Raw genomic sequence first — 26,414 nt, forward strand, 5'->3', positions numbered from 1 at the left:
GTCAGCCGCGGACGAGCTCGACCAGCACCTCGGCGTGGCCGGTGTGCGGGAACATGTCGAACACGCGGCCGCGGAGCGGCACGAGGCTCGGCATCGCCTGCAGGTCGCGCGCGAGCGTCACCGGGTTGCAGCTCGAGTAGACGACGCGGCGCACCGCGCTCGCCTCGAGCCGCTCGGCGAGCTCGCCGATGCCGCGCCGCGGCGGGTTCACGACCACGAGCTCCGGCGCCCCCGCTCCCTCGAGGTCGACCGAGCCGGCGTCGCCGACGGTGAACGTCGCATCCGCGCCGAGCTCGAGCGCGCTCTCGCGAGCGGCGTCGATCGCCTCGGCCGTCACCTCGACGCCCGCGACCCGCCGGCCGGGCCGCGCCGCGTGCAGCGCGAATCCGCCCACCCCGCAGTAGAGGTCGAGCACGCTCGCGGGGTCGGCCTCGTCGATCCACGCCGTCGCCTGCCGGTAGAGCGCCGCCGCGACCGCCGTGTTGGTCTGGAAGAAGCTGCGCGGCCGCAGCCGCAGCGGCACGTCGTTGACGCGCATGCGCAGCACGCCGTCGCCGGCGAGCAGCAGCTCCTCGTCGCCCTCGAGCACCGCCTTGTGCTCGGGCTGCAGGTTGACCGAGACGCTCGCGAGCGGCAGGGCCGCGAGCAGCGGCAGGTGCTTGCGGATGCGCGGCACCGCCTCGCTCGAGCGCAGCACGAGCCGCAGCGCGAGCTCGCCGTCGGGCGAGGCGGTGAGGATGAGGTGCTTGAGCTCGCCGCGCCGACTCGGCACGTCGTAGGGCGTCAGCCGCGCCTCGCGCACGAGCTGCTCGAGGAGCGGCATCGCGGCCACGATGGGCCGCTCGTGGAGCGGGCACGCCTGCAGGTCGATGCCGGTGCCGTCGGCGGCGAGGATGCCGATCGTCGGGGCGTCGACGGTGCCGGCGACCGCCATCTTGGCCTTGTTCCGGAACCCGCCGACGGCACTGGCGTGCGGCGCATCCCACGCCATCGGCGGCAGCATCGCTTCGATGCGCGCCTGCTGGTCGGCCAGCTGGCGCTCGTACGGCGTCGGCAGCAGGGTGCAGGAGCGGCAGCGCCCGGCGTCGAAGTAGGCGCAGTCGAGCGCGACCGAGACGGGCTCAGTGGTCGGCATCGCTCGGCGACGGCCCTCCCGCGTCCTCGATGCGCTCGACGAGGAACGCGGCGACGACCTCGGCGCGCAGCCGCTCGACGTGCGACTCGAGCTGGCGGCGCTCCGTGGCCGACCCGCCGGCCCCAACGAGCGCATGCACGCGCTCGAGGCGATCGAGCTTCGCGTCCCACGCCTCCGCGCGCCGGCGCTCGGCGGCGTCGTCGGCGCTCGCGTGCAGGTAGGCGACGTGCTCGCGGAGGGTCGCGATGGTGGCACCGACGTCGGCGGCTCCCCCATCGTCGACCCGGGCGGCGCCGCTCGGCGCCTCCGTCGGTGCGGACGCGGCCGCGTCCGTGCGCTCATCGTCCTGCCGCGGCCGGGTGCGCGCCTGGGCGACGAGGTCGCGCACGAGCTCCGGGTGCTGGCGCGCCCATGCGAGCGCGGCGGGGCCGTACTGCTTGGCGAGGTGCGGGGCCTCCCGCAGCACGAGAGCCAGCCATGGCGGGATGGGCATGCGAGCCTCCGGAGATGGGCTAGGCGGCGCCGTCGAACAGGCTCGTGACCGAGCCGTCCTCGAAGACCTCGGTGATGGCCCGCGCGAGCAGCGGCGCGATCGAGAGCACCTGCAGCTTCTCGAAGCGCTGCTCGTCGCGCAGCGGCAGGGTGTCGGTGACGACCACCTTGTCGATGAAGTCGGAGTTGAGGATCTCGGGCGCGGGGTCGGAGAAGATCGCGTGCGTCGCCGCCACCACGACCCCCGTCGCGCCGTTCTTCTTCAGCGCCTCGGCGGCCTTCACGATGGTGCGGCCGGTGTCGATCATGTCATCGACGAGGAGGCACACGCGCCCCTCGACCGTGCCGACGATCTCGTGCACCGACACCTGGTTCGGCACGAGCGGGTCGCGGCGCTTGTGGATGATCGCGAGCGGCACGCCCAGCTTGTCGCTCCAGACGTCGGCGACGCGCACGCGGCCCATGTCGGGCGAGACGACCGTGAGCGTCTCGGGGTCGATCGTGTGCTGGAAGTGCTCGAGCAGCACCGGCATCGCGAACAGGTGGTCGAAGGGGCCGTCGAAGAAGCCCTGGATCTGCGACGCGTGGATGTCGATCGACATGATGCGGTCGGCACCGGCGGTCTTGAAGAGGTCGGCGATGAGGCGCGCGGAGATGGGCTCGCGGCCGCGGCCCTTCTTGTCCTGGCGCGAGTACGGGTAGTACGGCATGACGACCGTGATGCGCTTCGCCGAGGCGCGCTTGAGCGCGTCGACCATGATGAGCTGCTCCATGAGCCACTCGTTCACGGGCCGGCCGTACGACTGCAGGATGAACGCGTCGGAGCCGCGCACCGAGCCCTCGAAGCGGGCGTAGATCTCGCCGTTCGCGAAGGTGCGGCTGTCGACGTCCATGAGCTCGGTGCCGATCTCGCGGGCCACCGCCCTCGCCAGCTCGGGGTGCGACCTGCCGGTCGCGAGCACGAGGTGCTTGCGGTTCTTCGCGACGATCGATCCCACTCGGGTGCCTCCTAGGCCTCAGGTGCTTCCGTGCTCGCCGCCGCTGCCGCGTCAGCTGCCTTCGATCCGGGACGGTTCGCCTGGACCCAGCCCGCCATGTTGCGCTGCGGTGCGACCGAGATCGCGAGCGCGCCGGGCTCGACGTCCTTGCGGATCACGGCACCTGCGCCGGTCTTCGCACCAGCGCCAATCCTAACCGGCGCCACGAAGCTGTTGTGGACGCCCGTCTGCACCTGGTCGTCGATCGTCGTGCGGTGCTTGCGCTCGCCGTCGTAGTTGGCGGTGATCGCGCCGCCGCCGACGTTGACCCCGTCGCCGATCGTCGCGTCGCCGATGTACGACAGGTGCGGCACCTTGCTGCCGGCGCCGATCTGCGAGTTCTTCGTCTCGACGAACGTGCCGACCTTGCCGCCCTCGCCGATGACGGAGTTGGGGCGCAGGTACGCCCAGGGCCCGACGGATGCGCGGGCGCCGATCACCGACAGGGTCGCGTCGGTGCGCTTCACGACCGCGTCCTCCCCCACCTCGGTGTCGACGAGCGTGGTGTCCGGGCCGATGATCGCGCCGGCGGCGACGGCGGTCGCGCCGTGCAGCTGCGAGCCGGGCAGGATCGTGACGTCCTCGGCGAGCGTCACGTCGATGTCGATCCAGGTGGAGGCCGGGTCGACGACCGTCACGCCCTCGGCCTGCCAGCGGCGGATGATGCGGTCGTTCAGCTCGTGCGCCGCCGCGGCGAGCTGGATGCGGTCGTTGATGCCCCAGATCGCCCAGTGGTCGGCGGCCGGCACGGCCTGGATCCGGCCGCCGGCGGCCTGGATCCGCACCGCGGCATCCGTCAGGTACATCTCGCCCTGCGCGTTGGCGCGGTCGATGGTCGCGAGCGCCGCGCGCAGCGCCGCCGCGTCGAAGACGTAGATGCCGCCGTTGACCTCGTCGATGGCGCGCTCCGCGTCGCTCGCGTCCTTCTGCTCGACGATGCGCACGAAGGCGCCGGCCTCGTCGCGCACGATGCGGCCGAGGCCGGTCGGGTCGCCGAGGTGCGCCGACAGCAGCGTGAGCTGGTTGCCCTCGCGCTCGTGGCGCTCGACCAGCCCGCGGAGGGTGTCGGCGTCGATGAGCGGCACGTCGCCCGAGAGCACCACGACGTGGCCCTCGAAGCCCGCGATCGCCTCGAGCCCGAGCTCGACGGCGCGGCCCGTGCCGGGCACATCGTCCTGGTCGGCGATCCGCACGTGCGGAGCGAACTCGAGCACCGCCTCGGCCATCCTGTCGCGCTCGTGGCGCACGACGGCGACGATGCTCTCGGGGTGCAGCTCGCCCGCGGTGCGCAGCACGTGCGCGATGAGCGGCTTGCCCGCGAGCGGGTGGAGCGGCTTCGGCGTGCGGCTCTTCATGCGGGTGCCTGCGCCTGCGGCGAGGACGATCACGGCTACCTGGGGCACGGTCTCTCCGATCGGGACTTGCGGTTCGGCCCCAGGCTATCGGCGCGCGGCGGGCGGCGGCCCCTGGCGACCGCGCCACCCGTCGCGGGCGCCGCGCAGCATCGCGCGGGCGTTGGGGATGCGCGGGGCGGCGAAGGCGGTCATGCGGGCGAGCTTGAGGAGCATCCTGGGCACGTCCTGCGCCGTCCAGATGCCGGGGGTGCCGCGCCTGCGCCAGAGCGCGACGCGGTTGCGGGTCATCATGTAGAGCCGCAGCGGCGAGTGCACGAACATCGTCGCCCCGCCCGGCAGCTCGACCAGCTCGTCGCCGATCGTGTGCAGCATGCGCGCATCCGCCACCCCGACGAGCTGCAGCCCGGCGCGCTTGGCGCGGAAGCACCACTCCATGTCGACGCTGTCGATGAAGAGGCCCTCGTCGAACGGACCGGCGGCGTCGAGCGCCTCGAGCGGGATGAGGGAGCCGGAGGAGATGAGGAAGTCGACGTCGACGTCGCCGCCCGCGGGCGCGTCGAACTTGCGGTTGAGCGGGAACCCGAAGCGCACGAACGGCGCCGTCTCGCCCGAGCGGGCGTCGACGAAGGTCGGGCCGACCGCGCCGAGCGGCCCGCGGGCGGCGCGCAGGTCGGCATGGCGCAGCAGCGCGTCGACGCAGCCGGGCTCGAGGAGCGAGTCCTGGTCGAGCAGCAGCACGAAGCGGGCGCCGCGCTCGCCGGCGATCGCGGCGGCGCGGTTGTAGGCGGCGCCGAGCCCGGCGTTCGTCGCGCTGCGCTCGACGTCGACGCCGTCGGGCAGTCGGATGCGCTCGGTCCAGTGCGCGCCGTCGGCGTCGGGCGTCGCGTTGTCGAGCACGACCAGCGCGCGCACCTGCGCTGCGGCGCGCCCCAGCACCTCGCCGATCGCGGCCTCGTCGGGCCGGTACGTGACGGCGACGGCGACGACGTCGGCGGGGGTCGATGGCATGCCGTCCATCCTGGCGCACCGCCTGCAGTGTCGCTCGCTCCGCCCTCGCTCCCTCCGGTCGCGACTGGCGGCGTCGCGAACGACACATCGGTGTCGTTCGCTCCGCCACCAGGATTCGAACCTGGACAAACGGCTCCAAAGGCCGCTGTGCTGCCGTTACACCATGGCGGACGGCACCGTCCAGGGTACTGGCGCGCCCCGGGCGGACGCGCGGCGGCGGCGTGGCACGCTGGGCGCACCATGACCATGCCGCCCATGCTCGTCGCCGAGGCCGATCCCGCGCGGCGCTTCGTCTCGGGGTTCTCGCGCGGCCTGTCGTGGTTCGGGATGCTGATCTTCGTCGCGCTCGCGTTCGTCGGGCCCGGCTGGACGGCGCTCGCGATCGCGACCTTCGCCATGACGATCCTCGGCGAGCGGCGCATCCGCCGCATGCGGTGGGAGCTCGACGCGCCGAGCCCCGAGGGGCGCTTCCGCTTCGGTCGCGACGCCTCCCGCAGCGTGCGCGTCGCCGACCTGGGCGGCGTCGTCGTCATGCTCCACGCGGGCGCGCAGTCGCGCGGCATCCCCATCACCCGGCCGCACGAGCACTGGTGGCTCGTCGGCCACGACGGCGCGCTGCTCGGCGACGCCTCGTCCCAGGGGCTCGACCCGATGGCTCCGGAGCGCTTCGGCGCTGCGCTCGGGGTGCCGTTCGTGACCTTCGCCGAGGCTCGGCGCGCGGGCGCTCTGCCGCACGGGCTCCCCTGGTACGCGCTCCGCCCGGGCCTCGCCGTGGTCGTCGCGATCGTCGTCTCCGTCGCGGTGATGGCCGTCGTGCTGCTGCTGCCCACCTACTGGGGCTGACGCAGCCCCATGGGAGACTGACGCCATGGCAGCACCCCGCGGCGACGACGTCGACCGCATCATGGAGCAGTGGATGCGCGTGCGGCCCGACGCCGACGTCACCCCGCTCGCGGTGCTCAGCCGCATGACCCGCATCTCGCGCCAGCTCGGGCGCGTGCGTGCGGAGGCCTTCACGCAGGCGGGGCTGGAGCCGTGGGAGTGGGATGTGCTCGCGGCGCTCCGGCGCTCGGGCGGGCCGCTCAGCCCCAAGGACCTCATCGCCCAGACGATGGTCACGAGCGGCACGATGACGAACCGCATCGACAACCTCGTCGCATCCGGCCTCGTCGAGCGCGTGGAGGGCTCGACCGACCGCCGCGTGCGGCTCGTGCAGCTGACCGACGAGGGCGTCGACCGCGTCGACGTGGCGCTCGACGCCCTGCTCGAGTCGGAGCGGCGGCTGCTGCGGTCGATCCCCGCCGACGACCAGTCGCGCCTCGCCGAGCTGCTGCGCGTGCTCGCCGACGCGATGCTCTAGCGGGCGGGCGCCAGCTCCTGGGCGATCGTGCTCGTCAGCCGCCCCACCGGCAGCGACGCGTCGAGCCGGAGCCGGTCGTCGGCCCATTCGTCGAACGCGGCCCGTCGCGACTCGACCTCCGCCCAGGTCGGCTCGGGGAAGCCGTCGAGGTCGCGGACCCGCTGCTCGAGCCGCCGCCGGTGCTCGGCGCGATCCTCGAGCAGCACCTCGGCGAAGAGCAGCAGCGCGCCGGTGCGCGCGGCCAAGGCACGCCACTGCTCGCGCGCCGCGGGGTGGTCGTTGACCGCGTCGACGACCACGGCGCCGCCGAGCCGCAGCTGGGCCTCGGCCACCGCCTCCGCGACGACGTAGGCCGCGAGGCCCGTGGCAGCGTCGCGCGGCACGCCGGCGCGCCACATGGCCGCCTCGAGCGGGTCGACGGAGACGACCGTGCACCCGAGCGCCGCCGCGGTGGACGCCGCGACGGCGCTCTTCCCGACGCCCGGCAGCCCGGCGAGCACGATCAGCGTCGCGCAGCCGCTCGCAGCGGGCACGGCGGTCAGTAGCGGTAGTGCTCGGGCTTGAACGGGCCCTCCACGGGCACGCCGATGTAGGCGGCCTGCTGGGGGGTGAGGGTCGTCAGGCGCGCGCCCAGCGCGTCGAGGTGCAAGCGGGCGACCTCCTCGTCGAGCACCTTCGGCAGCCGGAAGACGCCGAGCTCGTAGTCGCCGCTCGCCAGCTCGATCTGGGCGAGCACCTGGTTGGAGAACGAGTTCGACATCACGAACGACGGGTGGCCGGTCGCGTTGCCGAGGTTCATCAGGCGCCCCTCGGAGAGCACGAGGATCGAGCGGCCGCCCTCGAAGCGCCACTCGTGCACCTGCGGCTTGATCTCGATGCGCTCGGCGCCCGACCGCTCGAGCCCGGCGATGTCGATCTCGTTGTCGAAGTGGCCGACGTTCGCGACGATCGCGAGGTGCTTCATCGAGCGCAGGTGCTCGAGCGTGATGACGTGCTCGTTGCCGGTCGTCGTGACCCAGATGTCGGCCTCGCCGAGGCAGTCCTCGACGCGCGCGACGCGGAAGCCGTCCATCGCCGCCTGCAGCGCGCAGATCGGGTCGACCTCGCTCACGATCACGCGAGCGCCCTGGCCGCGCAGCGCCTCGGCCGCGCCCTTGCCGACGTCGCCGTAGCCGACGACGAACGCAGTCTTGCCGCCGATGAGCACGTCGGTCGCGCGATTCAGCCCGTCGGGCAGGGAGTGGCGGATGCCGTAGCGGTTGTCGAACTTCGACTTCGTCACCGAGTCGTTGACGTTGATCGCCGGGAAGAGCAGGCGCCCCTCGGCGAACAGCTGCTCGAGGCGGTGCACGCCGGTCGTGGTCTCCTCGGTGACGCCGCGCAGCTGCTCGGCGATGCGCGTCCAGCGCTGCGCGTCGCCGGCGAGCGTCGTCGCGATGAGCGCGTCGATCACCCGCAGCTCGTCCGGCGCGCCCTCGGGCGTGACGGGCGCGGCGCCCGCGAGCTCGGCGTCCCGCCCGCGGTGCACGAGCATCGTGGCGTCGCCGCCGTCGTCGAGGATGAGCGTGGGGCCCTCGGGGAAGTCGAAGATGCGGTTGGTGCACGCCCAGTACTCCTCGAGCGTCTCGCCCTTCCAGGCGAACACCGGCACGCCGGCGGGCGACTCGGCCGAGCCGGCGCCGACGACCACGGCGGCGGCCGCCTCGTCCTGCGTCGAGAAGATGTTGCAGCTCGCCCACCGCACGTCGGCGCCGAGGGCGACGAGCGTCTCGATGAGCACCGCCGTCTGCACGGTCATGTGCAGGCTGCCCGCGATGCGCTGACCGGCGAGCGGCTGCGCGTCGGCGTAGCGGCGCCGCAGCTCCATGAGGCCGGGCATCTCGTGCTCGGCGAGCCGGATCTGGTGGCGGCCGGCCTCGGCGAGGCCGAGGTCGCGCACGTGGTGCTCGAGGGTGCCGTGCTCGTGGGTGCGGGAGGCGGTGTCGGTCATGCCGACCATCCTCCCACCCTTCTCCCGGCGGCCGCCCTCACGCCGAGGGCAGGGCCGCCACGAACTCCTCGAGCATCGCGAGCTGGTCGCGGGGCTCGAAGCCGGTGGCCTCGAGCTTGGCGAGGCTGAGCGCGCTGTGGCGCGGCCTGGGCGCGATGCCCGTCTTCGAGGCGAAGTAGGCGTCGGTGGTCACCGGGCGCACCGCGCCCTCGTCGGCGCCGACGAGCGCGAACACGCGCCGGGCGATCGCCGCCCAGCTGGCGGGCTCGCCGCCGTTGGAGGCGTTGTAGACGCCGGAGGCAGGGCGGGCCCTGAGCAGGTGGTCGATCGCGCGGGCGAGCTCGTCGGCGAAGGTGAGCCGGCCGACCTGGTCGTCGACGACCTCGGGCGCGACGCCGCGGCGGGCGAGGGAGGCCATGGTGGCGACGAAGTTCCTGCCCTCGCCGACGACCCACGAGGTGCGGACGATGTAGTGGCGGGGGGCGGCGGCGACGGCGAGGTCGCCGGCGGCCTTCGTCTGCGCGTACACGCCGAGCGGGCCGAGCGGGTCGTCCTCGCGGCGCTCGCCCTCGCGGTCGGCGTAGACGTAGTCGCTCGACACGTGCACGAGCGTGAGCCCGTGCTCGGCGGCGATCGCGGCGAGCCGCGCGGGGGCGACGGCGTTGACCGCCCACGCGTCGCGGCGTCCCTCGTCGGTCTCGGCCGCATCCACCGCCGTGTAGCCGGCGGCGTTCACGATCGTGTCGTAGCCCGACCAGCGGATGCCCTCGAGCGCCGCCGGGTCGGCGAGGTCGATGCGGTCGCGGCCGGCGAACTCGACGTCGGCGCGGTCGGCCCAGCGGTGCCGCAGCGCCCGGCCCAGCTGCCCGTTCGCGCCCAGCACGAGCGTCTTCCGCGGCGGCATGGGCGTGACGTCGGCGAGCATCGGGTGCGCGCGGTCCTTGTCGCTCAGCTCGGCCTGCTCGAGCGGGATCGGCCAGGCGATCGCGGCGGTCGGGTCGGCGAGGTTGAGGAACGTGTACTCGCTCTGCGCCTCGGCCGACCAGTGGTCGTTCACGAGGTACGAGTAGGCGGTGTCCTCCTCGAGCGCCTGGAACGAGTTGCCGACGCCGCGCGGCACGAACACCGCGATCGACGGGTCGATCTCGATCGTGAACGTCGCGCCGAACGACGGGCCCTCGCGCAGGTCGACCCACGCGCCGAACACGCGGCCGGCGGCGACCGAGATGTACTTGTCCCACGGCTCGGCGTGGATGCCGCGGGTCACGCCCGCGGTGGCGTTGAAGGAGATGTTGTTCTGCACCGGCCCGAAGTCCGGCAGCCCGAGCGCCAGCTGCTTCTCGCGCTGCCAGTTCTCCTTGAACCAGCCGCGGTTGTCGCCGTGCACCGGCAGGTCGATCACGAGGAACCCCGGGATCGGGGTCTCGCGCACCGCGAGCTGCTTGCCCGTCTGCATCAGTCGCCCTCGGTCTCAGTGCCCGGCCTGGGCGTACTTCGCCTCGGCCTCGGCCTTCTGCTTGCGCCACCACGGCTCGTTCGCGCGGTACCAGTCGATCGTCGACGCGAGCCCCGCCTCGAAGTCGGTGAACGCCGGCGCCCAGCCGAGCTCCTCGCGCAGCTTCGTCGCGTCGATCGCGTACCGCATGTCGTGGCCCGGGCGGTCCTTCACGTGGTCGAACGCATCCGGCTCCTGCCCCATCAGCCGCAGGATCGCCTGCACGACCTCGAGGTTCGAGCGCTCGCCGTCGGCGCCGATGAGGTACGTCTCGCCGATCCGGCCCGACTCGAGGATCCGCAGCACCGCCGAGGAGTGGTCGTCGGCGTGGATCCAGTCGCGCACGTTCTCGCCCGCCCCGTAGAGGCGCGGCCGCACCCCGTCGATCACGTTCGTGATCTGCCGCGGGATGAACTTCTCCACGTGCTGGCGCGGACCGTAGTTGTTCGAGCAGTTCGAGATCGTCGCCTCGAGCCCGAACGAGCGCACCCACGCGCGCACCAGCAGGTCGGAGCCCGCCTTCGTCGACGAGTACGGGCTCGACGGGTTGTAGGGCGTCTCGGGCGTGAACTTCGCCGGGTCGTCGAGCTCGAGGTCGCCGTAGACCTCGTCGGTCGAGATGTGGTGGAAGCGCGTGCCGTGCTTGCGCGCCGCCTCGAGCAGCGTGAACGTGCCGATCAGGTTCGTGTGCACGAATGGCGACGGGTCCGACAGCGAGTTGTCGTTGTGCGACTCGGCCGCGTAGTGCACGACGGCGTCGGCGTCGGCGACCAGCGCGTCGACGACCTCCGGGTCGGCGATGTCGCCGACGACGAGCCGCACCCGGTCCTCCGGCAGCCCCGCGAGCGTCTCGCGGTCGCCCGCGTAGGTCAGCTTGTCGAGCACCACCACGTCGTGGTCGGTGTTCGCGACCGCGTAGTGGACGAAGTTCGAGCCGATGAACCCGGCGCCGCCGGTGACGAGGAGCTTGCTCATGCCCCCCAGCGTAGTGTCCGGGCGGCGGTGCGCCGGGCCGTCAGGCGCGGATGAGCGCGAGCACCTCGTCGCGGATCGCGGCCATCGTCGCCGCCTGCTCGCCCTCGACGTTGAGCCGCAGCAGCGGCTCGGTGTTCGAGGGGCGCACCGAGAACCACCACGCGCCGTCGGCGGCCATCACCGTCAGCCCGTCGAGCTCGTCGAAGTGGCCGCGGCCCGCGAAGGCCTCGACGATGCGCGTGTACGCGGCAGGCACGTCGGCGACCGTCGAGTTGATCTCGCCCGACGACGCGTAGGGCGTGTAGCGGGCCGCGAGCTGCGACATCGGCTCGTCGTCGCCGCCGAGCGTCGCGAGCACGTGCATCGCCGCGAGCATGCCGTTGTCGGCGCCCCAGAAGTCGCGGAAGTAGTAGTGCGCCGAGTGCTCGCCGCCGAAGACGGCGCCCGTCTCGGCCATGCGGTCCTTGATGAGCGAGTGGCCGACGCGCGTGCGCACGGGCGTCGCGCCCGCGGCGGTGATCGTCTCGGGCACGGCGCGGCTCGTGATGAGGTTGTGGATCACCACGACGTCCTGCTCCCCCGCCGCCTGCACGCGGCGGATCTCGCGCTCGGCGACGATCGCGGCGACCGCCGACGGCGACACCGCTCCGCCGCGCTCGTCGATCACGAAGCAGCGGTCGGCGTCGCCGTCGAACGCGAGGCCCAGGTCGGCGCCGTGCTCGACGACGGCGGCCTGCAGGTCGACGAGGTTGGCCGGGTCGAGCGGGTTCGCCTCGTGGTTCGGGAACGTGCCGTCGAGCTCGAAGTACAGCGGCACGACCTCGATCGGCAGCGGGCCGAGCCCGGCAGCCCCGCCGAGCACCGCCGGCACCGTCATCCCGCCCATGCCGTTGGCCGCATCCACGACGACCTTGAGGGGCCGGATGGGCGTGAGGTCGACGAGCGAGCGCAGGTGCGCCGCGTAGTCGGGCAGCACGTCGCGCTCGGTGAGGCCACCACGCTCGGGCGCCTCGGCGAGGCCCTCGTCGAGGTAGCGCTGCGCGCCGTCGCGGATGGCGGCGAGGCCCGTGTCGAGGCTCACACCGCGCGCGCCGGCGCGCGAGAACTTGATGCCGTTGTAGGCGGCGGGGTTGTGGGATGCGGTGAACATCATCGCGGGCGCGTCGAGCGAGCCGGAGGCGAAGTAGGTCGCGTCGGTGGAGCAGAGCCCGATCATGACGACGTCGGCGCCGCGCGCCCGCGCGCCGTCGGCGGCGGCCGCGGCGAGCGCGGGCGACGAGGGCCGCATGTCGTGGCCGATCACGATCGGGGCGGCCCCGGGCCGGCCGGCGTCGACCTCGTCGGCGAACGCCGCGCCGAGGGCGCGCACGACCTCCTCGGTCAGCTGGCCGTCGACCAGGCCCCGCACGTCGTACGCCTTCACGATGTCGCTCAGCGCCATGGTTCCCTCTTCGCTCTGGTGGCCCCTACCGGGGCGCTCTGCCGGGCTCGTGCCGCACGACGCGCCACCCGGCGGGGCCGGCGGCGCGCTCCGCGTGCGGGTCGCACAGGTCGTAGCTGCCCTCGATCGCACCCCGCCGGCTGGCGGGCTGCAGCGGTCCGACGACGAGCAGCTGCTCGCCGTAGTCGACCGTGACGGTGCGGTCGGCGTACCTGCGGCACCCGGGCCGAGAGCACGTCCTGACGTCCATCCGGTCAAGGGTAGTGCCGCCGCGGTCCGCGGCCGGCCGACACGTAGGATGAGGCCATGCCCGCGCGCCAGCACTCCCGCGGTTCGCGCCACGGCCGCGACATGCGGTCGTCGATCGCCGGCCCCGTGCTGCCGTTCCTGTCGTCGCGCGAGACGCGCTTCGAGGACATCGCGGCCGACGCCGCCGACTACGTGCAGGCGCTGTGGCCGGCAGAGCTCGGCGACGTGGTCTTCCAGTGGGCCGACATGCCGCCGCGCTCGCTCGCCGATCGCGTCGACGAGGTGCCGGAGTGGGCCGTCGACGCGCGGCGCCGCACGATCACGATCTACCGGCTGCCGCTGCAGCGGCTGCCGCGCGTGCACATCGACGACGCCTGGCACCGGCAGGTCGCGATCGAGGGCGCCGTCTTCCGCGCCGCGGCCGAGCTCATCGGCCGCGACCCGTGGGAGGTCGCCCCCGACCGCTGGCGGCACCATTGAGCCCGGAGCGCGCAATGCCGCGCAGCGGCGTTGCGCGCGGAGGGCTCAAGGTCGCGCGCTGGAGCTGAAGGCGGAGGCCCTTTCGGGCCTCCGCGCGACGCCAGCGCCGACGGCCGTCTCGGACGTCGGTCCAGCGGCCGCAGGCCGCGTACCGAGACCCAGTCATCAGTGCAGGACGGTGACGCCCTCCGCCGCCGGCCCCTGCGGGCTCGCCGTGAAGCCCGCGATCTCGCTGTCGCTGCGGTAGCCGACCCCGATCACGAGGTCGTCGCCGACCACCTCGACCGCACCGCCGTCGACGGCCCGCTCCAGCACGCCCATCGCCGGCAGCCGCACGGCCTCGCCGTCGATCGTGATCTCCTGCTCGGCGTCGGAGGTGCTGACGACGTGCAGGCGGGCGCCGGGCCCGGCCGGCACGGCGATCGACGAGGCGCCCGAGCGCGGCTGGCCGCCCGCGACCCAGTCGAAGTCGAGCCCCTCGCCCGCGATCGCGACGCTCCGCGCGCCTGCGACGACCGGCGCATCCGACTCGATCCGCACCGCGAGCGTGCCGACCGGCAGGTCGTCGAGCGGGAAGTCGGTGACCCTGCCCGCCTCGAGCGACCCCTCCGACTCGATGGTCGAGCCGTCGCCCGACTGGAACACGACGCGCACCGCGCCGCCCGTCGGCGAGAGCAGCCGCAGCACGGGCGTCGTGTCGTCGTAGTCGGGCTGCGTCTCGAGGCCCGACGACTCGGCGACGACGACGCCCGGCAGCACCGCGCTCGTGAGCGCCGACACCGGGTCGACGACGTCGAAGCCGCCGCGCTCGAGTCCGCGCGTGATGGTCTGCTGCAGGTGCGCCGTCACGGGGGCGCCGGTGGATGCGACGTGCACGACCGCGTCGGCGACGCCCGGGGCGATCGCGGCGAGGTCGAGCACCTCGACCTGCCCGGCGCCGACGGCGACGCCCGTCGACCCCACGGTCTCGACCGGCCCGTCGGGCCCGTAGACCGTCACATCGACGCTCGCGGCGACCTCGGAGCCGTTGGCGATCGTGAGGGTCGTCTGCCTGCCCGTGCGCGTGGAGCCGCCGACGAGCCACTGCTCGAGGCGCGTCTCGGCGCACTCGCTCGCGGCGAGGCCGCGCACGGCGTCGACGTCGACCGAGACGGACTGCGCGGCGGAGAGCGTCGAGCTCTCGCCGCGCTGCACGATCGACGCCGCGCCGGGCAGCTCGGCCTGGCGCATGGTGAGCGGCACCTGCGCGACGTCGCCACCGAGGCTGCCGACGGTCACGCTCGGCTCCTCGATCGCGGCGAGCGCGAGCGCGTCCTGGCCGTCGGCGGTGCCGACGCGCAGCACCGGGCCGGCGCAGACGCGCGACTGCATGGGCGATGCGGGCAGCACGTGGGTCGATGGCGCCTGCGCCTGGGCCCGGAGGTCCTCCGGCAGCGCGGTCGCGCCGAGCACCGCGCCGACGCCGAGCGCCGCGGCGGCGAGCCCGGCGAGCCCGCGGGCGCTCCACCGCACCGCGTCGCGACGCTCGAAGCGCCGCCGCGACTCGGCCGCGTCGTTCGCGGCCGCCTCCCGGTCGGTGAGCGCGACGTCGCTCGCGATGTCGCCCGACGGCTCGGCCTCCGCCTCGACGGCGAGCTCCGCCTCGGTGGGCTCGTGCTCGCGGGGCGGCTCCTCGTCGTCGCGGATCGGCGAGGGGTCGTCGAACTGCTGGGACTCGTCGAGCGGGTCCGGCGTCTCGTCGCGATCGGTCACTGCCACTCCCCCGTCGTCTCGAGCCGCCTGGTGCGCACGCGCGCGCCGCGCCGCAGCGACGGCAGCGCCGCCACCACCGCGCCCGCGAGCGCGGCGAGCTGCCCGGCGAGCAGCCAGCCGGCCCAGACGGGGCGCTCGACGGGCGGGCCGCCCGCCGCCTCCAGTCGCTGGTAGAGCAGGCCCGCCTCGGTCTGCCCGATCGCCTGCAGGTCGCCGCGCGCGTCGAGCGAGCGCTGCGCGCGGTCGTGCACGGCCGCGGCGCCCTCCCGCTCCTGCTCGAGGAGCACGAAGCGGATGCCGTGCTCGTCGAGCAGCGCGGCGACGTCGGCGTCGCCCCCGGAGGCCATGTCGACGGAGGCCTGGGCGAGCTCGGCCTCGGCGGGGCCGGCCTCCTCGCGCACGAGCTCCTCGGTCGAGACGGCGTCGAGCGTCAGGCCGTGGCCGCGCTCGACGTCGACGCCGATGAGGCCCTCGGCGAGCGGCCGCAGCACCATCGTGCCGACCCGCGGATCCTCCTCGGCCGCCGCGTCGACGAAGGCCGGCATGCGCCGCTCGGGCGCGGCGATCACCGTCGCGGGCAGCAGGAACGAGGTCGCGATCACCGGCACCGCCGCCGCGACGGCGGCGAGGGCGACGATGCCGCCGGGGACGGCGCCGCGGCGGTCGTCGAGGTCGACGGCGACGACGGCAAGCGCGATGAGCGCGGCGAGCATGACGGATGCGCCGGTGCCGGCCCAGACGGCGACGGGCTCGCCGTCGAGGGAGGCGACGGAGAGCCGCGACGCGGCGACCGCGGTGGCGTACCCGGCGAGCAGCAGCGCGAGCCACGGCCACGCGCGGGTGGGCCGCAGGACGATGCCCGCGAGCGCCGCGAGCGCGAGCGGCGCGAGCAGCGCGAGGGCGATCCACTGGGCGTCGAGCTCGGGCGCGGTGGCGGCGACGGCGCCCTCGAGGCTCGCGAGCGTGCCGTCGGGGCCGAGCAGGGCCGCCTCGACCGGGGTGGGCGGGGTGGAGGGCTTCGGCACCCCCGGGTCGGCGAGCGCCGCGAGCGGGCGGCCGTCGATCCACCGGGTGACGACGATCGGCGCGAGCAGCGCCGCGGCGGGGAGCAGCGCGGCGAGCGGCCGCAGCGGCGCCCGCCACCCGGTGCCCATCGCGATGACCGCGAGCAGCAGCATCGCCGGCAGCAGCACCGGCGCGCCGGCGACCGCCACCGCGAGCGGGATCGCGGCGGCGCCCGCGGCGCGCCACGAGCGGTGGGCGCGCAGCAGCCCCGCGACGGCGAGCGGCAGCGCCACGTGCGCGAGCACCGCACCGAGCCGCCCGTCGACGATCGCGACGAGGAGGATCGGCGAGAGCGCCCAGACGGCGGCGGCCACGGCGGGCGCCCACCGGGAGTCGGTCATCGCGCGCACGGCGAAGAACGCCGTGACGGAGGCGATCGCCGGCGCGAGGAACAGCACGAGCACGATCGCGGTGGAGGGCTGCCACGGCGTGAGCGAGCCGAGCAGCGCGAGCAGGATCGTGAACGGGTCGGCCGGCCCGACCACCTCGCCGAGCGCGTCGCGCGGGCCGGCGAGCGCGTTCGCCCACACCTCGGCGAGCGACCCCGACAGCGGCAGCAGGGCGCCGCCGGTCGCGGCGCTCGCCGCGATGAGCTGCGGCGACAGCACGACGCCCACGACGACCGCGAGCGCGGTGACCCACAGGCCCGCGCCCTCGACGAACCCGACGCGCTCGTCGGCGACGCGCTGCATCTGCTCGGGGTCGCCGAGCGTCCGCCGCCGCGAGCGCACCGTGCGCCAGCTCGCGCGCAGGCCCCGCATCGACGACCAGCCGGTCGCCTTGGTGCGGGCGATCCGACGCCGCGCGCGAGCGGTCGCGGGCAGCGCGACGAGCGTCGCGAGCGTCGCCCGCCACTCGGCGAGCACGGCGGCGGGCCGCTTGGCGAGCAGGTGCGCGACGGTGCGCACGACCGCGAGCGGCAGCAGCAGGAGCCAGTGCGCGATGAGCGCGAGCGGGTTCGCGTAGGCGAGCCGGCGGTGCAGCTGCGCCCGGCGGGCGACCGCCACGCGCTGCGCGTCGCTGACGGTGCGGGCGTCGAAGTGCTCGGGCCCCCCGGCGCGGCGCACCCGCGCGCGCGGCTCGACCGCGACGCGGTGGCCCGCGAGTCGCGCGCGCACGCCGAGGTCGAGGCCGGCGTCGATCGAGCGCAGCGCCGGGTCGAAGCCGCCGAGCGCCTCGAACACGTCGCGCCGCACGAGCATGCCGGTCTCGGCGACGCCGAGCACGTCGGAGTCGTCGTCGTGCTGGCCCTGGTCGAGCTCGCCCTCGTGCAGCAGCATGCTGCGACCGAACGGGGTCATCGTCTGCCCGAGCTCGGCGAAGCGGTCGGGCAGGTCGGCGCGCATCACCTTCGGGCCGACGATCGCGACGCTCGGGTGCGACTCCACGTGGCCCAGCAGCGCCTGCAGCGCGCGCGGGTGCGGCGCCGCATCGTGCGCGAGCACCCACAGCCAGTCGCCCGGCTCGGCCGATGGCAGCGCGCCCGCGCCCCGGTTCACCAGCTGCCCGTACGGCAGCCGCGCCGCCTGGACGACGCTCGCGGCGCGCGACGCCTCGAGCACGGCGCGCGTGTCGTCCTTCGATCCGCCGTCGACGGCGATCAGGCGGTCGGGCGCGACCGACTGCGCCTCGATCGCGGCGAGGGTCGCGGGCAGGTACGCGGCGCCATTGCTGGCCGCGAGCACGGCGAAGACCCTCGGATGCACCCGGCAAGGCTAGGCGCGCGGGCCTCGGCGGGCCGGGGTTGGGCCCGGTGCGCCGCCGAATCGCCGCCCGGCGCGCGTCAGTGCGTGAGGATCGCCTGCGTGCGGGGCGCGCGCGGCGCGATCTGCTTGCGGAGCGGCCCGATGACGAAGATGACGAGCAGGATCATGCCGAACTCGATCCAGGGCCGCGACTCGGCGAGCCCCTGCACGAACAGCGCGACCCACAGCAGCAGCGGGATGGCGTTCAGCGCGCGCTCGCCGATCGGCGCCCGGTAGAGCGCGCCGAGGCAGTTGGCGGCGGCGCGGTACTGCAGGGCGGCCCACAGCAGCACGCCGACGAGCCCCAGCTGCATGAAGACGTCGAGCCACACGTTGTGCGCCTGCAGGTAGACCATGCCGTGCATCTCGCCGAGCCGGTCGAACGGCTCGACCCACGGCAGCCAGTAGCCGAGGTAGCCGACGCCCACGACGGGGCTCTCCATGCCGAGCGCGATCACGCGGCCCCAGATGTCGAAGCGGCCCGTCATGTCGGCGTCGCGGCCCAGGAAGTCGGTGACGGCCGTCCAGTTCGCGATGATGAGGCCGACGCAGACGAGCCCCACCGCGATCGCGAGGCCGAAGATCCGGTAGAAGGCCGCGCCGCGCCATCGCACCCAGCTCACGACGAGCACGGCGAGCACCGCCACCATGGCGGTCGCGAAGAGCACGGTCGCGCTGCGGGTGAGCACGTGGACGAGGATGGGCAGGCCCACCCACACGGGCCACCACCGGTCGACGCCGGCCACGGCACGGCATCCGGCGATCACGAGCGCGATGAGCGCCACCATGCCGAGCAGGTTCGCGTTGCCCATCACGCCCTGCACGCGCCCGCCCTCGAAGAGCAGGCCGCTCGACCAGTGCAGCTCGCCGCTCACGTCGGGCGGGTAGTCGGCCCAGAGCGGGAACAGCGGCCGCCGCAGCACGAGCGCGACGAAGGCCTCGAACAGCAGCGACGCTGCGAGCAGCCCCTGCATCGACCAGTGCGTGACGTCGAGGATGACGCGGTACGGCAGCGACGCGATGAGGACGGCGCTCGCGATGGTGCCGAGCAGGATGAACGACCCGAGCAGCGACCATCCGGGCGAGATCGCCCACACGGCCGACGCGACCGCGGCCACCGCGAACGCGACGACCGGCACGGGCATGCGGTGCAGCCGCACGCGCAGGAGGCCGAGCTCGATGAAGACCCAGACGAAGGTCAGGCCGACCAGCGCACCCCAGACGGGGTAGCCGATCACGTTGCGGACGGCGTCGCCCGCGGCAGCGTTGGTGACGATCCAGGCTGCCAGCGCGGTGCGGCGGCGCTGGTTCGGCATGGATCCATGGTTCCACGTCCCGCTGTGGACGCGGGCGCCCGCCTCGCGGGTCAGGGCGCTCAGGCCAGCTTGCGGAGCTTGCGGCGCTCGCGCTCGGAGAGCCCGCCCCAGATGCCGAAGCGCTCGTCGTTCTCGAGCGCGTACTCGAGGCACTGCTGCCGCACCTCGCAGCCGTCGCAGATGCGCTTGGCATCGCGGGTGGAGCCGCCCTTCTCGGGGAAGAACGCCTCCGGGTCGGTCTCGGCGCACAGCGCGTCGGTCTGCCAGGCGAGGGCGTGGTCGGCCGCGTCGTCGCGGACCCCGGGAACGCCCAGCATGATCGGGTCGACGAACCAGTCGCCGGGCACCCCGCGTCGCAGGCCACCCTCTTCGACGCCTCGCGCCGTCGTGCTGCGCTGCACTCCCTCTCGCATGGCTTCCCCCGGTTCTGCGGGACCCCGGCCGGGCCCGCGTTGCACCCAATTACACCGGTGTAGTTCGCCCCGCGTCAAGTCGGGAATCCTAGGAGTGTCGCGGCCTCTCGGGGCGCAGCGCCGCACTCACGGCGTGTCGCGCTCGAGCGCGAGCCACGCCTCGTCGGAGCGCACCTCGAACGGCTCCGCCGCATCGATCCACGCGCCGGCCGCCTGGGGCAGCTCGTGCTCGGCGCCGTCGATCGCGACGCGCGTCGGCCGCGCCGCGAGCAGCAGCCCCCGGACGCCGCCCTCGACGCGGTGGACGCCGGCGATGCGGCGCAGCTCGAAGGGCGCCGCAGGGCGGTACGCGACGGCGCCCTCGAGCGGCGTCGACGCCAGGCGGGGCTCGACGAGCGGCGTCGTGTCGACGACCCGCAGCAGCTCGGGCACGTCGACGTGCTTCGGGGTGAGCCCGCCGCGCAGCACGTTGTCGCTCGGCCCCATCAGCTCGATGGCGAGGCCCTCGAGGTAGGCGTGCAGGTTGCCGGCCGGCAGGTACAGCGCCTCGCCCGGCGCGAGCGAGACGCGGTTGAGCAGCAGTGCCACGAGGATGCCCGGGTCGCCCGGGTGGGTGCGCGCGAGCCGGTCGACGGTGTCGGCCTCCACGGGGTGCGCCGCCGCGATCGCCGGAGCGGCCGCCTCGGCGGCGGCGACGGCGGCGGCGACCTCGTCGCCGCCCGAGAGCAGCCACGCGAGCGCGTCGCCCGCACGCACGCGCGCGGCGACGGGCGCGAGCCGCGCATCGGCCGCCGCGAGGGCGTCGAGCACGCGCAGCGCCTCGCCCGCGGGGCGGAAGCCGCTCAGCGCCTCGAACGGCGTCACCGCGACGATGAGCTCGGGCTTCGGATGCGGGTCGCGGTAGTTGCGCTCGGGCGCGTCGCGGGCGATGCCGAGCCGGTCCTCGCGCGCGAAGCCCTCCTGTGCCTCCGAGGCATCCGGGTGCGCCTGCAGCGACAGCGGCTCGGCCGCCGCGAGCGCCTTCAGCAGCAGCGCCGGCTGCGGCCTGCCCCACGCCTCGAGCGCCTCGCCGAGCCCGCGCCCCGCGTGCTCCCCCGCCGCGACGGTCGACGGGCAGCCCGGGTGCGCGCCGAGCCACAGCTCGGCCTCGGGGTCGCCGGAGGCGTCGCGGCCGAGGTAGTCCGCGAGCAGCGTCCTGCTGCCCCACGCGTATGCCCTCGGCTCGTTGGCGATCGGCACAAACACGCGCGCGGTCTCCTTCCGGCAGATTGGCACGAGCGTACCAACGGGCGGGGCGGTCGCCGCCCGCCGCCCTAGCCTTGCCGCGACGGCCGAGCTCGGCCGGGAGAGACGAGGAGCCATGACGTTCACGCCGCTGGAGAGCGACTTCTACGGGTTCGCCGCCGACCTCAGCGAGGCCGAGCAGGCGTCGCTGGCCGAGGTCCGCGCGTTCATGGAGGAGCGCGTGCGACCGGTCATCGACGAGCACTGGCACCGGGACGCGTTCCCGACCGAGCTCGTGCCCGGCATCGCGGCGCTCGGCGTCGTCGGCCCCGGCTGGCCCGAGACCGCAAGGTTCGAGAACTCGGCGGTGTACCGCGGCTGGGTCGCGCTCGAGATGAGCCGCGTCGACGCATCCGTGTCGACCTTCGTCGGCGTGCAGAACGGCCTCGTCGCAGGATCGATCGGCGTCGCCGGCTCCCCGGAGCAGCGCGCCGAGTGGCTGCCGCGCCTCGCCGACTGCTCGGTCATCGGCGCCTTCGGGCTCACGGAGCCCCTCTCGGGCTCCGACTCGGCGCAGGGGCTGCGCACCACCGCCCGCCGCGAGGGCGACGAGTGGGTGCTCGACGGCGCCAAGCGCTGGATCGGCAACGCCACCCACGCCGACATCGTCGTCGTGTGGGCGAAGGACGTCGAGGACGGCCAGGTGAAGGGCTTCATCGTGCCGACCGACGCGGCGGGCTTCCGCGCCACGAAGATCGAGCGCAAGATCGCGCTCCGCATGGTGCAGAACGCCGACATCGAGCTCGAGGGCGTGCGCGTGCCGGAGTCGATGCGGCTGCAGGGCGCGTCGAGCTTCCGCGACACCGCGCGCGTGCTGCGGCTCACGCGCGCCGAGGTCGCGTGGAGCGCCGTCGGCGTCATGATCGGCGCCTACGAGGCAGCCGTGCGCTACACGACCGAGCGCGTGCAGTTCGGAAAGCCCGTCGCCGGCCACCAGCTCGTGCAGGACCTGCTCGCCAAGTCGCTCGGCCACATCACCGCGTCGATCGCGCTGTGCGTGCAGGTCTCGCGGATGCTCGACGAGGGCCGGCAGGAGGACGCCCACTCGGCCCTCGCGAAGGCCTTCGCGACGACGCGGATGCGCGAGGTCGTCTCGTGGTGCCGCGAGGTGTGCGGCGGCAACGGCATCGTGACCGACTACGACGTCGCCCGCTTCTTCGTCGACGCGGAGGCGCTCTACACGTACGAGGGCACGGCGCAGATGAACGCGCTCATCGTCGGGCGGGCCATCACGGGGAGCTCGGCGTTCGCCTGACGCTCCGCAGCGACTCGGCCGCGCGGCGCATCGCGCGGCCGATCGCCCAGCCCGTCACGTGCGTGAGCGCCTCGCGCACGATGCCGGGCGTCATCTTCGACACGCCGAGCTCCCGCTCGCGGAAGAGGATCGGCTCCTCGACGACCACCGCCCCGGCGTCGTGCGCGCGGCGCGTCATGTCGATCTGGAAGCAGTAGCCCTGGCTGCGCACGTCGTCGAGCGGCAGCCGGCGCAGGAGCTCGGCGGTGTAGGCGCGGCATCCGGCCGTCATGTCGTGCACCGGCGAGCCGAGCGCCACCCTGGCGTACAGGTTGCCGGCGCGCGAGATCGCCTCCCGGTGCCAGGGCCAGTCGACGATGCCGCCGCCGGCGACCCAGCGCGAGCCGATCACGAGGTCGGCGCCCGGCCGCGCGCCGTGCCGCAGCCGCGCGAGCATGCGCGGCACCGCGTCGGCCGGGTGCGAGCCGTCGGCGTCGAACTCGACCACCGCATCCGCGCCGCGCTCGAGCGCGAGCCGCATGCCGTCGAGGTAGGCCGCGCCGAGCCCCTGCTTCGCGGGCCGGTGCAGCACGCTGATGCGCGGGTCGGCCGCGGCCATCGCGTCGGCGAGCTCGCCGGTGCCGTCGGGGCTGCTGTCGTCGATCACGATCACCTCGACGTCGGGCGCGGCCTGCAGCAGCCGGTCCATGGTGACCGGGAGCGCCTCGATCTCGTCGTAGGTGGGGACGAGGACGATGGCGCGCAATGGGGCTCCGAGCGGTCGTGGACAGGATCGGGTGCATCCTCGCACACGGCTCCCGGGACGTCGGCCCGCTGGCCCTCGCTGCGATACCGTGGACGGTCGTCCGCCCCGAGGAGCCCGCAGCATGACCGAGACCCCGCCCGTGGTCGCGCCCGCCCGGCGCGAGCGGCTGCTGTGGATGGACGGCCTGCGGGGCCTCGCGATCCTGCTGATCGCGCTCCTGCACGCGACGGAGATGCTGCGCTCGATCGGCCTCGAGCCGCACATCGCGGTCGACGTCTTCAACACGGTCGCGTCGCCGTTCCGCATCCCGCTGCTCATGACGCTCTCGGGCATGCTGCTGGGCGGCTCGCTCTCGAAGGGCGCGGGCCGCTACGTGAGCGGCAAGCTGCGCGCGATCGCCTGGCCGTACGCCGTGTGGCTCGTGATCCTGCTGCTGGTGTTCCCGAGCCTCGGCCCCGACATCCTGCTGCGCGGCCTCTGGGCGCCGAACACCTATCTCTGGTACCTGCACACGCTGCTGATCGCCTACCTCGTGGCGCTCGCGCTGCGCCGCGTGCCCGACTGGATCAGCATGGTCGGGGCGCTGCTGCTCGCGGCCGCCGTCACGCTGCTGCCGATGCCCGAGGTCGTCGCGACGATGAAGCTCGAGCGGACGTTCCTCATGCTCGCGTTCTTCTTCGCCGGCCACCTGCTGATGCAGCACCTGCCGACCGCGCTGCCGCTGCTGCGCCACCCGATCTCGATCGTGGTGGGCCTCCTCTGCACCGGGAGCGTCGTGGTGGCGTCGCTGCAGCCGGGCTCGGCCGTCTCGAACGACGTGACCTTCGCCGTGCCGCTGCTCGCGTCGCTCGCGGTCGGGCTCGCGCTGCTGTCGCTCCTGCCCTGGCGCGACCCGGTCTCGCGCTGGCTGCGCTGGGTGGGCCGGCACTCGATCGTCTACTACGTGACCCACTGGATCACGCTCTACTGGACGCTGCAGCTCGTGGCGGGCCCGCTCATCCGCTTCGGCTTCAGCGAGGTCGCTGTCGCGATGGTCGTCGGCGCGATGGTGGCGGGCGCGGCGCTCGCGTGGCTCGTGCAGCTGCGCACGCCCGTGCGCTGGCTGTTCCGCGTCTGAGGGGCGACCTGGATAGCATCGGAGCGGGGCCGAGCGGCCTCCGACGCTCGGCAGAGGAGAGATCGTGACGCAGCAGCACGTGGTCGTCACCGGCGCGGCCGGCTACATCGGCAGGCATGTCGTCACGGCGCTCCTCGACGAGGGCGCTCACGTGACCGCCGTGGTGCGCCAGCACCGCGCCTACCGCGTCGACGAGCGCGCCGACATCGTCGAGCTCGACCTGCTCGCGCCCGGCGCCGACCTCGCGCGCCTCACGGCCGAGGGCCCGGATGCGCTCGTGCACCTGGCATGGGAGGCGGGCTTCGCGCACGACGCGCCCGCGCACATGCTGCGGCTCTCGGACCACTACCGGGTGCTGTCGCACTTCGCGGAGGCCGGCGTCGGCCGGATCGCGGCGCTCGGCACGATGCACGAGGTCGGCAGGCATGAGGGTGCGATCACCGCTGAGACCCCCACGAACCCGATGTCGCTCTACGGCATCGCGAAGGACGCGCTGCGCCGCGCGGTGCTGCACTCCTTCGGCGAGACCCATGCGGTGCAGTGGCTGCGGGCGTACTACATCTACGGCGACGACCGGAACAACCAGTCGATCTTCACGAAGCTGCTGCAGGCGGCCGAGCAGGGCAAGCAGGTGTTCCCGTTCACGACGGGCACGAACCGCTTCGACTTCATCCACGTGCGCGAGCTCGGGCAGCAGATCGCCACGGTCGCGCTGCAGGACGAGGTGCGCGGCGTGATCAACGTGTGCTCGGGCGAGCCGGTGTCGCTGCGCGACCAGGTCGAGCGCTTCATCGCCGACCACGAGCTCGACATCCGCCTCGACGTGGGCGCCTTCCCCGACCGCCCGTACGACTCCAAGGAGACGTACGGCGACGCGACGGTCATCCGCGAGCTGATGGCGAAGCGCGCCCGCTGACCGCGGAGAGACAGCAGCGGGGGCCGGCCTGCGCCGGCCCCCGCTCTCGTCGCTCGGGAGCCCCTAGAAGGGGCTCATCCCAATCGGGGGTGTAGAAGTTGGGGTCTGAAGCCGCCGGTCTCGAGCAGGCTTCGGGCGATGTAGTTGGTCAGGTTGCGGAACCCGAGTGCGGAGCCGCGCAGGTGTTCGAGCCGTCCGTTGAGCGCCTCGGTCGGCCCGTTGCTGGTGCCGGGTCGTTCGAAGTAGGCGAGCACGTCAGCGGCTCGCTTCTTCAGGGTCCGGCCCAGGGTGGTGAGCTCGGTGAGCACCTTGGGGACGCCGGCGCTGAGGTCGGTGATCAGCTTCTCCATGAGCTCGCGGCCACGTTGCCGGTCCTCGTGGCGATAGGCGGCGATCATGCGCTGGTAGACACCCCAGGTCGCCTCGACCTCGACGTGAGCGTCATCAACGAACAGCGCGCGTAGCCTGTCGCTCTGCTTGTCGGTGAGCAGGTCCGCGCCGGTGTGCAGCGTGCGCCGCGACTTGTAGAGCGGGTCGTCCCTGAACCCACGGTGCCCGTGGATCGCGAGTTGGACCCGGCGCCGGCACCTGTCGAGGGCGTCACCGGCCAGGCGCACGACGTGGAAGGGATCCATCACCGTGACCGCGTCCGGGATCTCCTCCGCAGCGGCGGTCTTGAACCCGGTGAAGCCGTCCATCGCGACCACCTCGACCGCGTCACGGAAGGCGTCGTCGCGGTCGGCGAGCCAGGTCTTGAACGCCGCCTTCGACCGGCCCTCGACCATGTCCAGCAGCCTTGCTGGGCCGGCGCCATCGCGGGCCGGGGTGAGGTCGATGATCACGGTGACGCACTTGTCGCCACGCCTGGTGTGGCGCCGGACGTGCTCATCGACGCCAATCACCTTCACGCCCTCGAACCGCTTGGGGTCGTTGATCAGCAGCCGCTTGCCTTCGGCCAGGACCGCGTCGTTGGCGGTGTCCCACGCGACCCCGAGTCCCTCGGCGACACGGGCGACGGTGAGGTGTGCGACCACGATCCCTTCCAGCGCCCACCGCAGCCCGGTGCGCGAGAGCTTCGCGCGTGGCTCCGCCGCGGCGCTGGTGTCTTGGCGCCACACGTGTCCGCAGTCTGCACAGCGGTAGCGGCGCACTACAACTTCCAGCACGGTCGGTCGCCAGCCCAGCGGCTCGTGGGCCAACCGCCGGATCACGGTGTCACGAGCGGCGCCTTCGCTGCCGCACCGTCGGCACCACTGATCTGGTTCCACCACGCGGCACGCGAGGACCGCACGATCCGGTTCAAGTCGTTGCCCGATCACGCTCAGACCGAGGCCGTCGAGTCGAGCGAAGGCGGTCAGGTCAGGGCGGCCGAAGCCGGGTGGATGGCGTAGGAGCCTCCATCGTCGGGAGACCTCGACGTCTATCTGCGGACCGACTCGGCGGGGCGCGATCGTCTCGTGCGTTGGCGGACTACGGGAGCTTGGACGCGAGGACGTCGGCCGCCAGGATCTCGGGTGCTGCGCCGAGGAGGTGCTGGTTGGCCATCAGGGCTGCGACGATGGCGCCGTTGGCGTGGGCGTCGCGAGCGGCTTCGTCGGGGAATGCATCGAAGATCCAGAAGGTGTCGGCGTGGGTCCTGACCGCGAACCAGACAATCGTTCCTACTTCTTCGTTGGCGAGTGCGACAGCGCCGGCGAGCAGATCGGCGACCGCGTCGTGCTGTCCATCGGCCGCGACGATCTTGGCGACGAAGGCATACGGAAGTGATGAGGGTGTGGACATGAGGGGT

25 protein-coding genes and 1 tRNA gene are annotated in these 26,414 nt (G+C 73.8%); 6 read left to right on the top strand and 20 right to left on the bottom strand.

Going from position 1 to position 26,414, the window contains the following annotated elements:
* Position 1 precedes the first annotated feature (1 nt).
* The 6 genes from MU522_RS01600 to MU522_RS01625 form a co-directional block, all read right to left on the bottom strand.
* A complete protein-coding gene (locus tag MU522_RS01600) occupies positions 2-1,135 on the bottom strand; it encodes a methyltransferase domain-containing protein (protein ID WP_246992004.1) in 1,134 nt (377 codons plus the stop codon).
* Positions 1,122-1,628, bottom strand: coding sequence for a hypothetical protein (locus tag MU522_RS01605; RefSeq protein ID WP_246992006.1), 507 nt, complete (start codon positions 1,626-1,628; stop codon positions 1,122-1,124). Before MU522_RS01605 ends, MU522_RS01600 begins: the two co-directional genes overlap by 14 nt.
* 19 nt (positions 1,629-1,647) lie before the next feature.
* Entirely contained in the window at positions 1,648-2,625 is a 978-nt protein-coding gene (locus MU522_RS01610) for a ribose-phosphate diphosphokinase (RefSeq protein ID WP_128189261.1), read from the bottom strand.
* Positions 2,626-2,636: 11 nt separating this feature from the next.
* The gene (glmU, locus tag MU522_RS01615) at positions 2,637-4,067 is read right to left on the bottom strand and encodes a bifunctional UDP-N-acetylglucosamine diphosphorylase/glucosamine-1-phosphate N-acetyltransferase GlmU (protein ID WP_281440012.1); all 1,431 of its coding nucleotides are present in this window, start codon (positions 4,065-4,067) and stop codon (positions 2,637-2,639) included.
* A gap of 36 nt (positions 4,068-4,103) precedes the next feature.
* Complete coding sequence (locus tag MU522_RS01620; protein ID WP_146357969.1) at positions 4,104-5,027, bottom strand: glycosyltransferase family 2 protein; 924 nt, start codon at positions 5,025-5,027, stop codon at positions 4,104-4,106.
* A 100-nt stretch (positions 5,028-5,127) separates the two neighbouring features.
* Positions 5,128-5,198 (bottom strand) — tRNA-Gln (locus MU522_RS01625).
* A gap of 69 nt (positions 5,199-5,267) precedes the next feature.
* On the opposite strand from MU522_RS01625, the gene MU522_RS01630 reads away from it, so the two are divergent.
* Positions 5,268-5,870, top strand: coding sequence for a hypothetical protein (locus MU522_RS01630; protein WP_246992008.1), 603 nt, complete (start codon positions 5,268-5,270; stop codon positions 5,868-5,870).
* 25 nt (positions 5,871-5,895) lie between these two features.
* Entirely contained in the window at positions 5,896-6,387 is a 492-nt protein-coding gene (locus tag MU522_RS01635) for a MarR family transcriptional regulator (protein ID WP_128189264.1), read from the top strand.
* Here the strand turns inward: MU522_RS01635 and MU522_RS01640 are convergent.
* Genes MU522_RS01640 through MU522_RS01665 form a run of 6 tightly spaced genes read right to left on the bottom strand, consistent with a single transcriptional unit; the run spans position 6,384 to position 12,538 of the window.
* The gene (locus tag MU522_RS01640) at positions 6,384-6,920 is read right to left on the bottom strand and encodes an AAA family ATPase (protein WP_246992010.1); all 537 of its coding nucleotides are present in this window, start codon (positions 6,918-6,920) and stop codon (positions 6,384-6,386) included. The two genes, MU522_RS01635 and MU522_RS01640, sit on opposite strands and share 4 nt — an antisense overlap.
* A 5-nt stretch (positions 6,921-6,925) precedes the next feature.
* Positions 6,926-8,377: an adenosylhomocysteinase gene (gene ahcY / locus MU522_RS01645; RefSeq protein ID WP_246992011.1), complete on the bottom strand. Its 1,452-nt coding sequence runs from the start codon at positions 8,375-8,377 to the stop codon at positions 6,926-6,928.
* Between the two features lie 37 nt (positions 8,378-8,414).
* The gene (locus tag MU522_RS01650) at positions 8,415-9,833 is read right to left on the bottom strand and encodes a bifunctional dTDP-4-dehydrorhamnose 3,5-epimerase family protein/NAD(P)-dependent oxidoreductase (protein ID WP_246992013.1); all 1,419 of its coding nucleotides are present in this window, start codon (positions 9,831-9,833) and stop codon (positions 8,415-8,417) included.
* Between the two features lie 15 nt (positions 9,834-9,848).
* On the bottom strand, positions 9,849-10,847 hold the full coding sequence (rfbB, locus tag MU522_RS01655; RefSeq protein ID WP_146357004.1) for a dTDP-glucose 4,6-dehydratase: 999 nt from the start codon (positions 10,845-10,847) through the stop codon (positions 9,849-9,851).
* A gap of 40 nt (positions 10,848-10,887) precedes the next feature.
* Positions 10,888-12,288 carry a phosphomannomutase/phosphoglucomutase gene (locus MU522_RS01660; RefSeq protein WP_128189268.1) on the bottom strand — a complete coding sequence of 467 codons (1,401 nt, stop codon included), beginning with the start codon at positions 12,286-12,288 and terminating at the stop codon, positions 10,888-10,890.
* Positions 12,289-12,313: 25 nt separating this feature from the next.
* Positions 12,314-12,538, bottom strand: coding sequence for a DUF3499 family protein (locus MU522_RS01665; protein ID WP_128189269.1), 225 nt, complete (start codon positions 12,536-12,538; stop codon positions 12,314-12,316).
* A 56-nt stretch (positions 12,539-12,594) separates the two neighbouring features.
* Here MU522_RS01665 and MU522_RS01670 point away from each other — a divergent pair, with 56 nt between their 5' ends.
* The gene (locus MU522_RS01670) at positions 12,595-13,017 is read left to right on the top strand and encodes a hypothetical protein (protein ID WP_128189270.1); all 423 of its coding nucleotides are present in this window, start codon (positions 12,595-12,597) and stop codon (positions 13,015-13,017) included.
* A 165-nt stretch (positions 13,018-13,182) separates the two neighbouring features.
* On the opposite strand, the gene MU522_RS01675 is transcribed toward MU522_RS01670, so the two are convergent.
* The 5 genes from MU522_RS01675 to manA form a co-directional block, all read right to left on the bottom strand.
* On the bottom strand, positions 13,183-14,769 hold the full coding sequence (locus MU522_RS01675) for a DUF5719 family protein (protein ID WP_246992015.1): 1,587 nt from the start codon (positions 14,767-14,769) through the stop codon (positions 13,183-13,185).
* Positions 14,766-17,540 (bottom strand): glycosyltransferase, encoded by a 2,775-nt coding sequence (locus MU522_RS01680; RefSeq protein WP_246992017.1) that lies wholly within the window; start codon positions 17,538-17,540, stop codon positions 14,766-14,768. Before MU522_RS01680 ends, MU522_RS01675 begins: the two co-directional genes overlap by 4 nt.
* 77 nt (positions 17,541-17,617) lie before the next feature.
* Complete coding sequence (locus tag MU522_RS01685; RefSeq protein WP_246992019.1) at positions 17,618-18,895, bottom strand: O-antigen ligase family protein; 1,278 nt, start codon at positions 18,893-18,895, stop codon at positions 17,618-17,620.
* A 59-nt stretch (positions 18,896-18,954) separates the two neighbouring features.
* A complete protein-coding gene (locus tag MU522_RS01690; protein WP_192575945.1) occupies positions 18,955-19,212 on the bottom strand; it encodes a WhiB family transcriptional regulator in 258 nt (85 codons plus the stop codon).
* A gap of 222 nt (positions 19,213-19,434) precedes the next feature.
* On the bottom strand, positions 19,435-20,553 hold the full coding sequence (manA, locus tag MU522_RS01695; RefSeq protein ID WP_246992021.1) for a mannose-6-phosphate isomerase, class I: 1,119 nt from the start codon (positions 20,551-20,553) through the stop codon (positions 19,435-19,437).
* Positions 20,554-20,668: 115 nt separating this feature from the next.
* Between manA and MU522_RS01700 the strand changes: the two genes are divergently transcribed.
* Entirely contained in the window at positions 20,669-21,847 is a 1,179-nt protein-coding gene (locus tag MU522_RS01700; protein WP_146357779.1) for an acyl-CoA dehydrogenase family protein, read from the top strand.
* On the opposite strand, the gene MU522_RS01705 is transcribed toward MU522_RS01700, so the two are convergent.
* The gene (locus MU522_RS01705; protein ID WP_246992023.1) at positions 21,822-22,592 is read right to left on the bottom strand and encodes a polyprenol monophosphomannose synthase; all 771 of its coding nucleotides are present in this window, start codon (positions 22,590-22,592) and stop codon (positions 21,822-21,824) included. The two genes, MU522_RS01700 and MU522_RS01705, sit on opposite strands and share 26 nt — an antisense overlap.
* Before the next feature lie 121 nt (positions 22,593-22,713).
* On the opposite strand from MU522_RS01705, the gene MU522_RS01710 reads away from it, so the two are divergent.
* Both MU522_RS01710 and MU522_RS01715 read left to right on the top strand, forming a co-directional pair.
* Positions 22,714-23,709 carry an acyltransferase gene (locus tag MU522_RS01710; protein ID WP_246992025.1) on the top strand — a complete coding sequence of 332 codons (996 nt, stop codon included), beginning with the start codon at positions 22,714-22,716 and terminating at the stop codon, positions 23,707-23,709.
* Positions 23,710-23,773: 64 nt separating this feature from the next.
* Entirely contained in the window at positions 23,774-24,625 is an 852-nt protein-coding gene (locus MU522_RS01715; protein ID WP_246992027.1) for an NAD(P)-dependent oxidoreductase, read from the top strand.
* A gap of 74 nt (positions 24,626-24,699) precedes the next feature.
* On the opposite strand, the gene MU522_RS01720 is transcribed toward MU522_RS01715, so the two are convergent.
* Both MU522_RS01720 and MU522_RS01725 read right to left on the bottom strand, forming a co-directional pair.
* Positions 24,700-26,049 (bottom strand): ISL3-like element ISPfr2 family transposase, encoded by a 1,350-nt coding sequence (locus MU522_RS01720; protein ID WP_246993392.1) that lies wholly within the window; start codon positions 26,047-26,049, stop codon positions 24,700-24,702.
* Positions 26,050-26,095: 46 nt separating this feature from the next.
* Positions 26,096-26,407: an antibiotic biosynthesis monooxygenase gene (locus MU522_RS01725; RefSeq protein ID WP_128190745.1), complete on the bottom strand. Its 312-nt coding sequence runs from the start codon at positions 26,405-26,407 to the stop codon at positions 26,096-26,098.
* Between the last annotated feature and the right edge of the window lie 7 nt (positions 26,408-26,414).

It is taken from the genome of Agrococcus sp. SCSIO52902 (genome assembly GCF_022983135.1).
Taxonomy (GTDB): domain Bacteria; phylum Actinomycetota; class Actinomycetes; order Actinomycetales; family Microbacteriaceae; genus Agrococcus; species Agrococcus sediminis.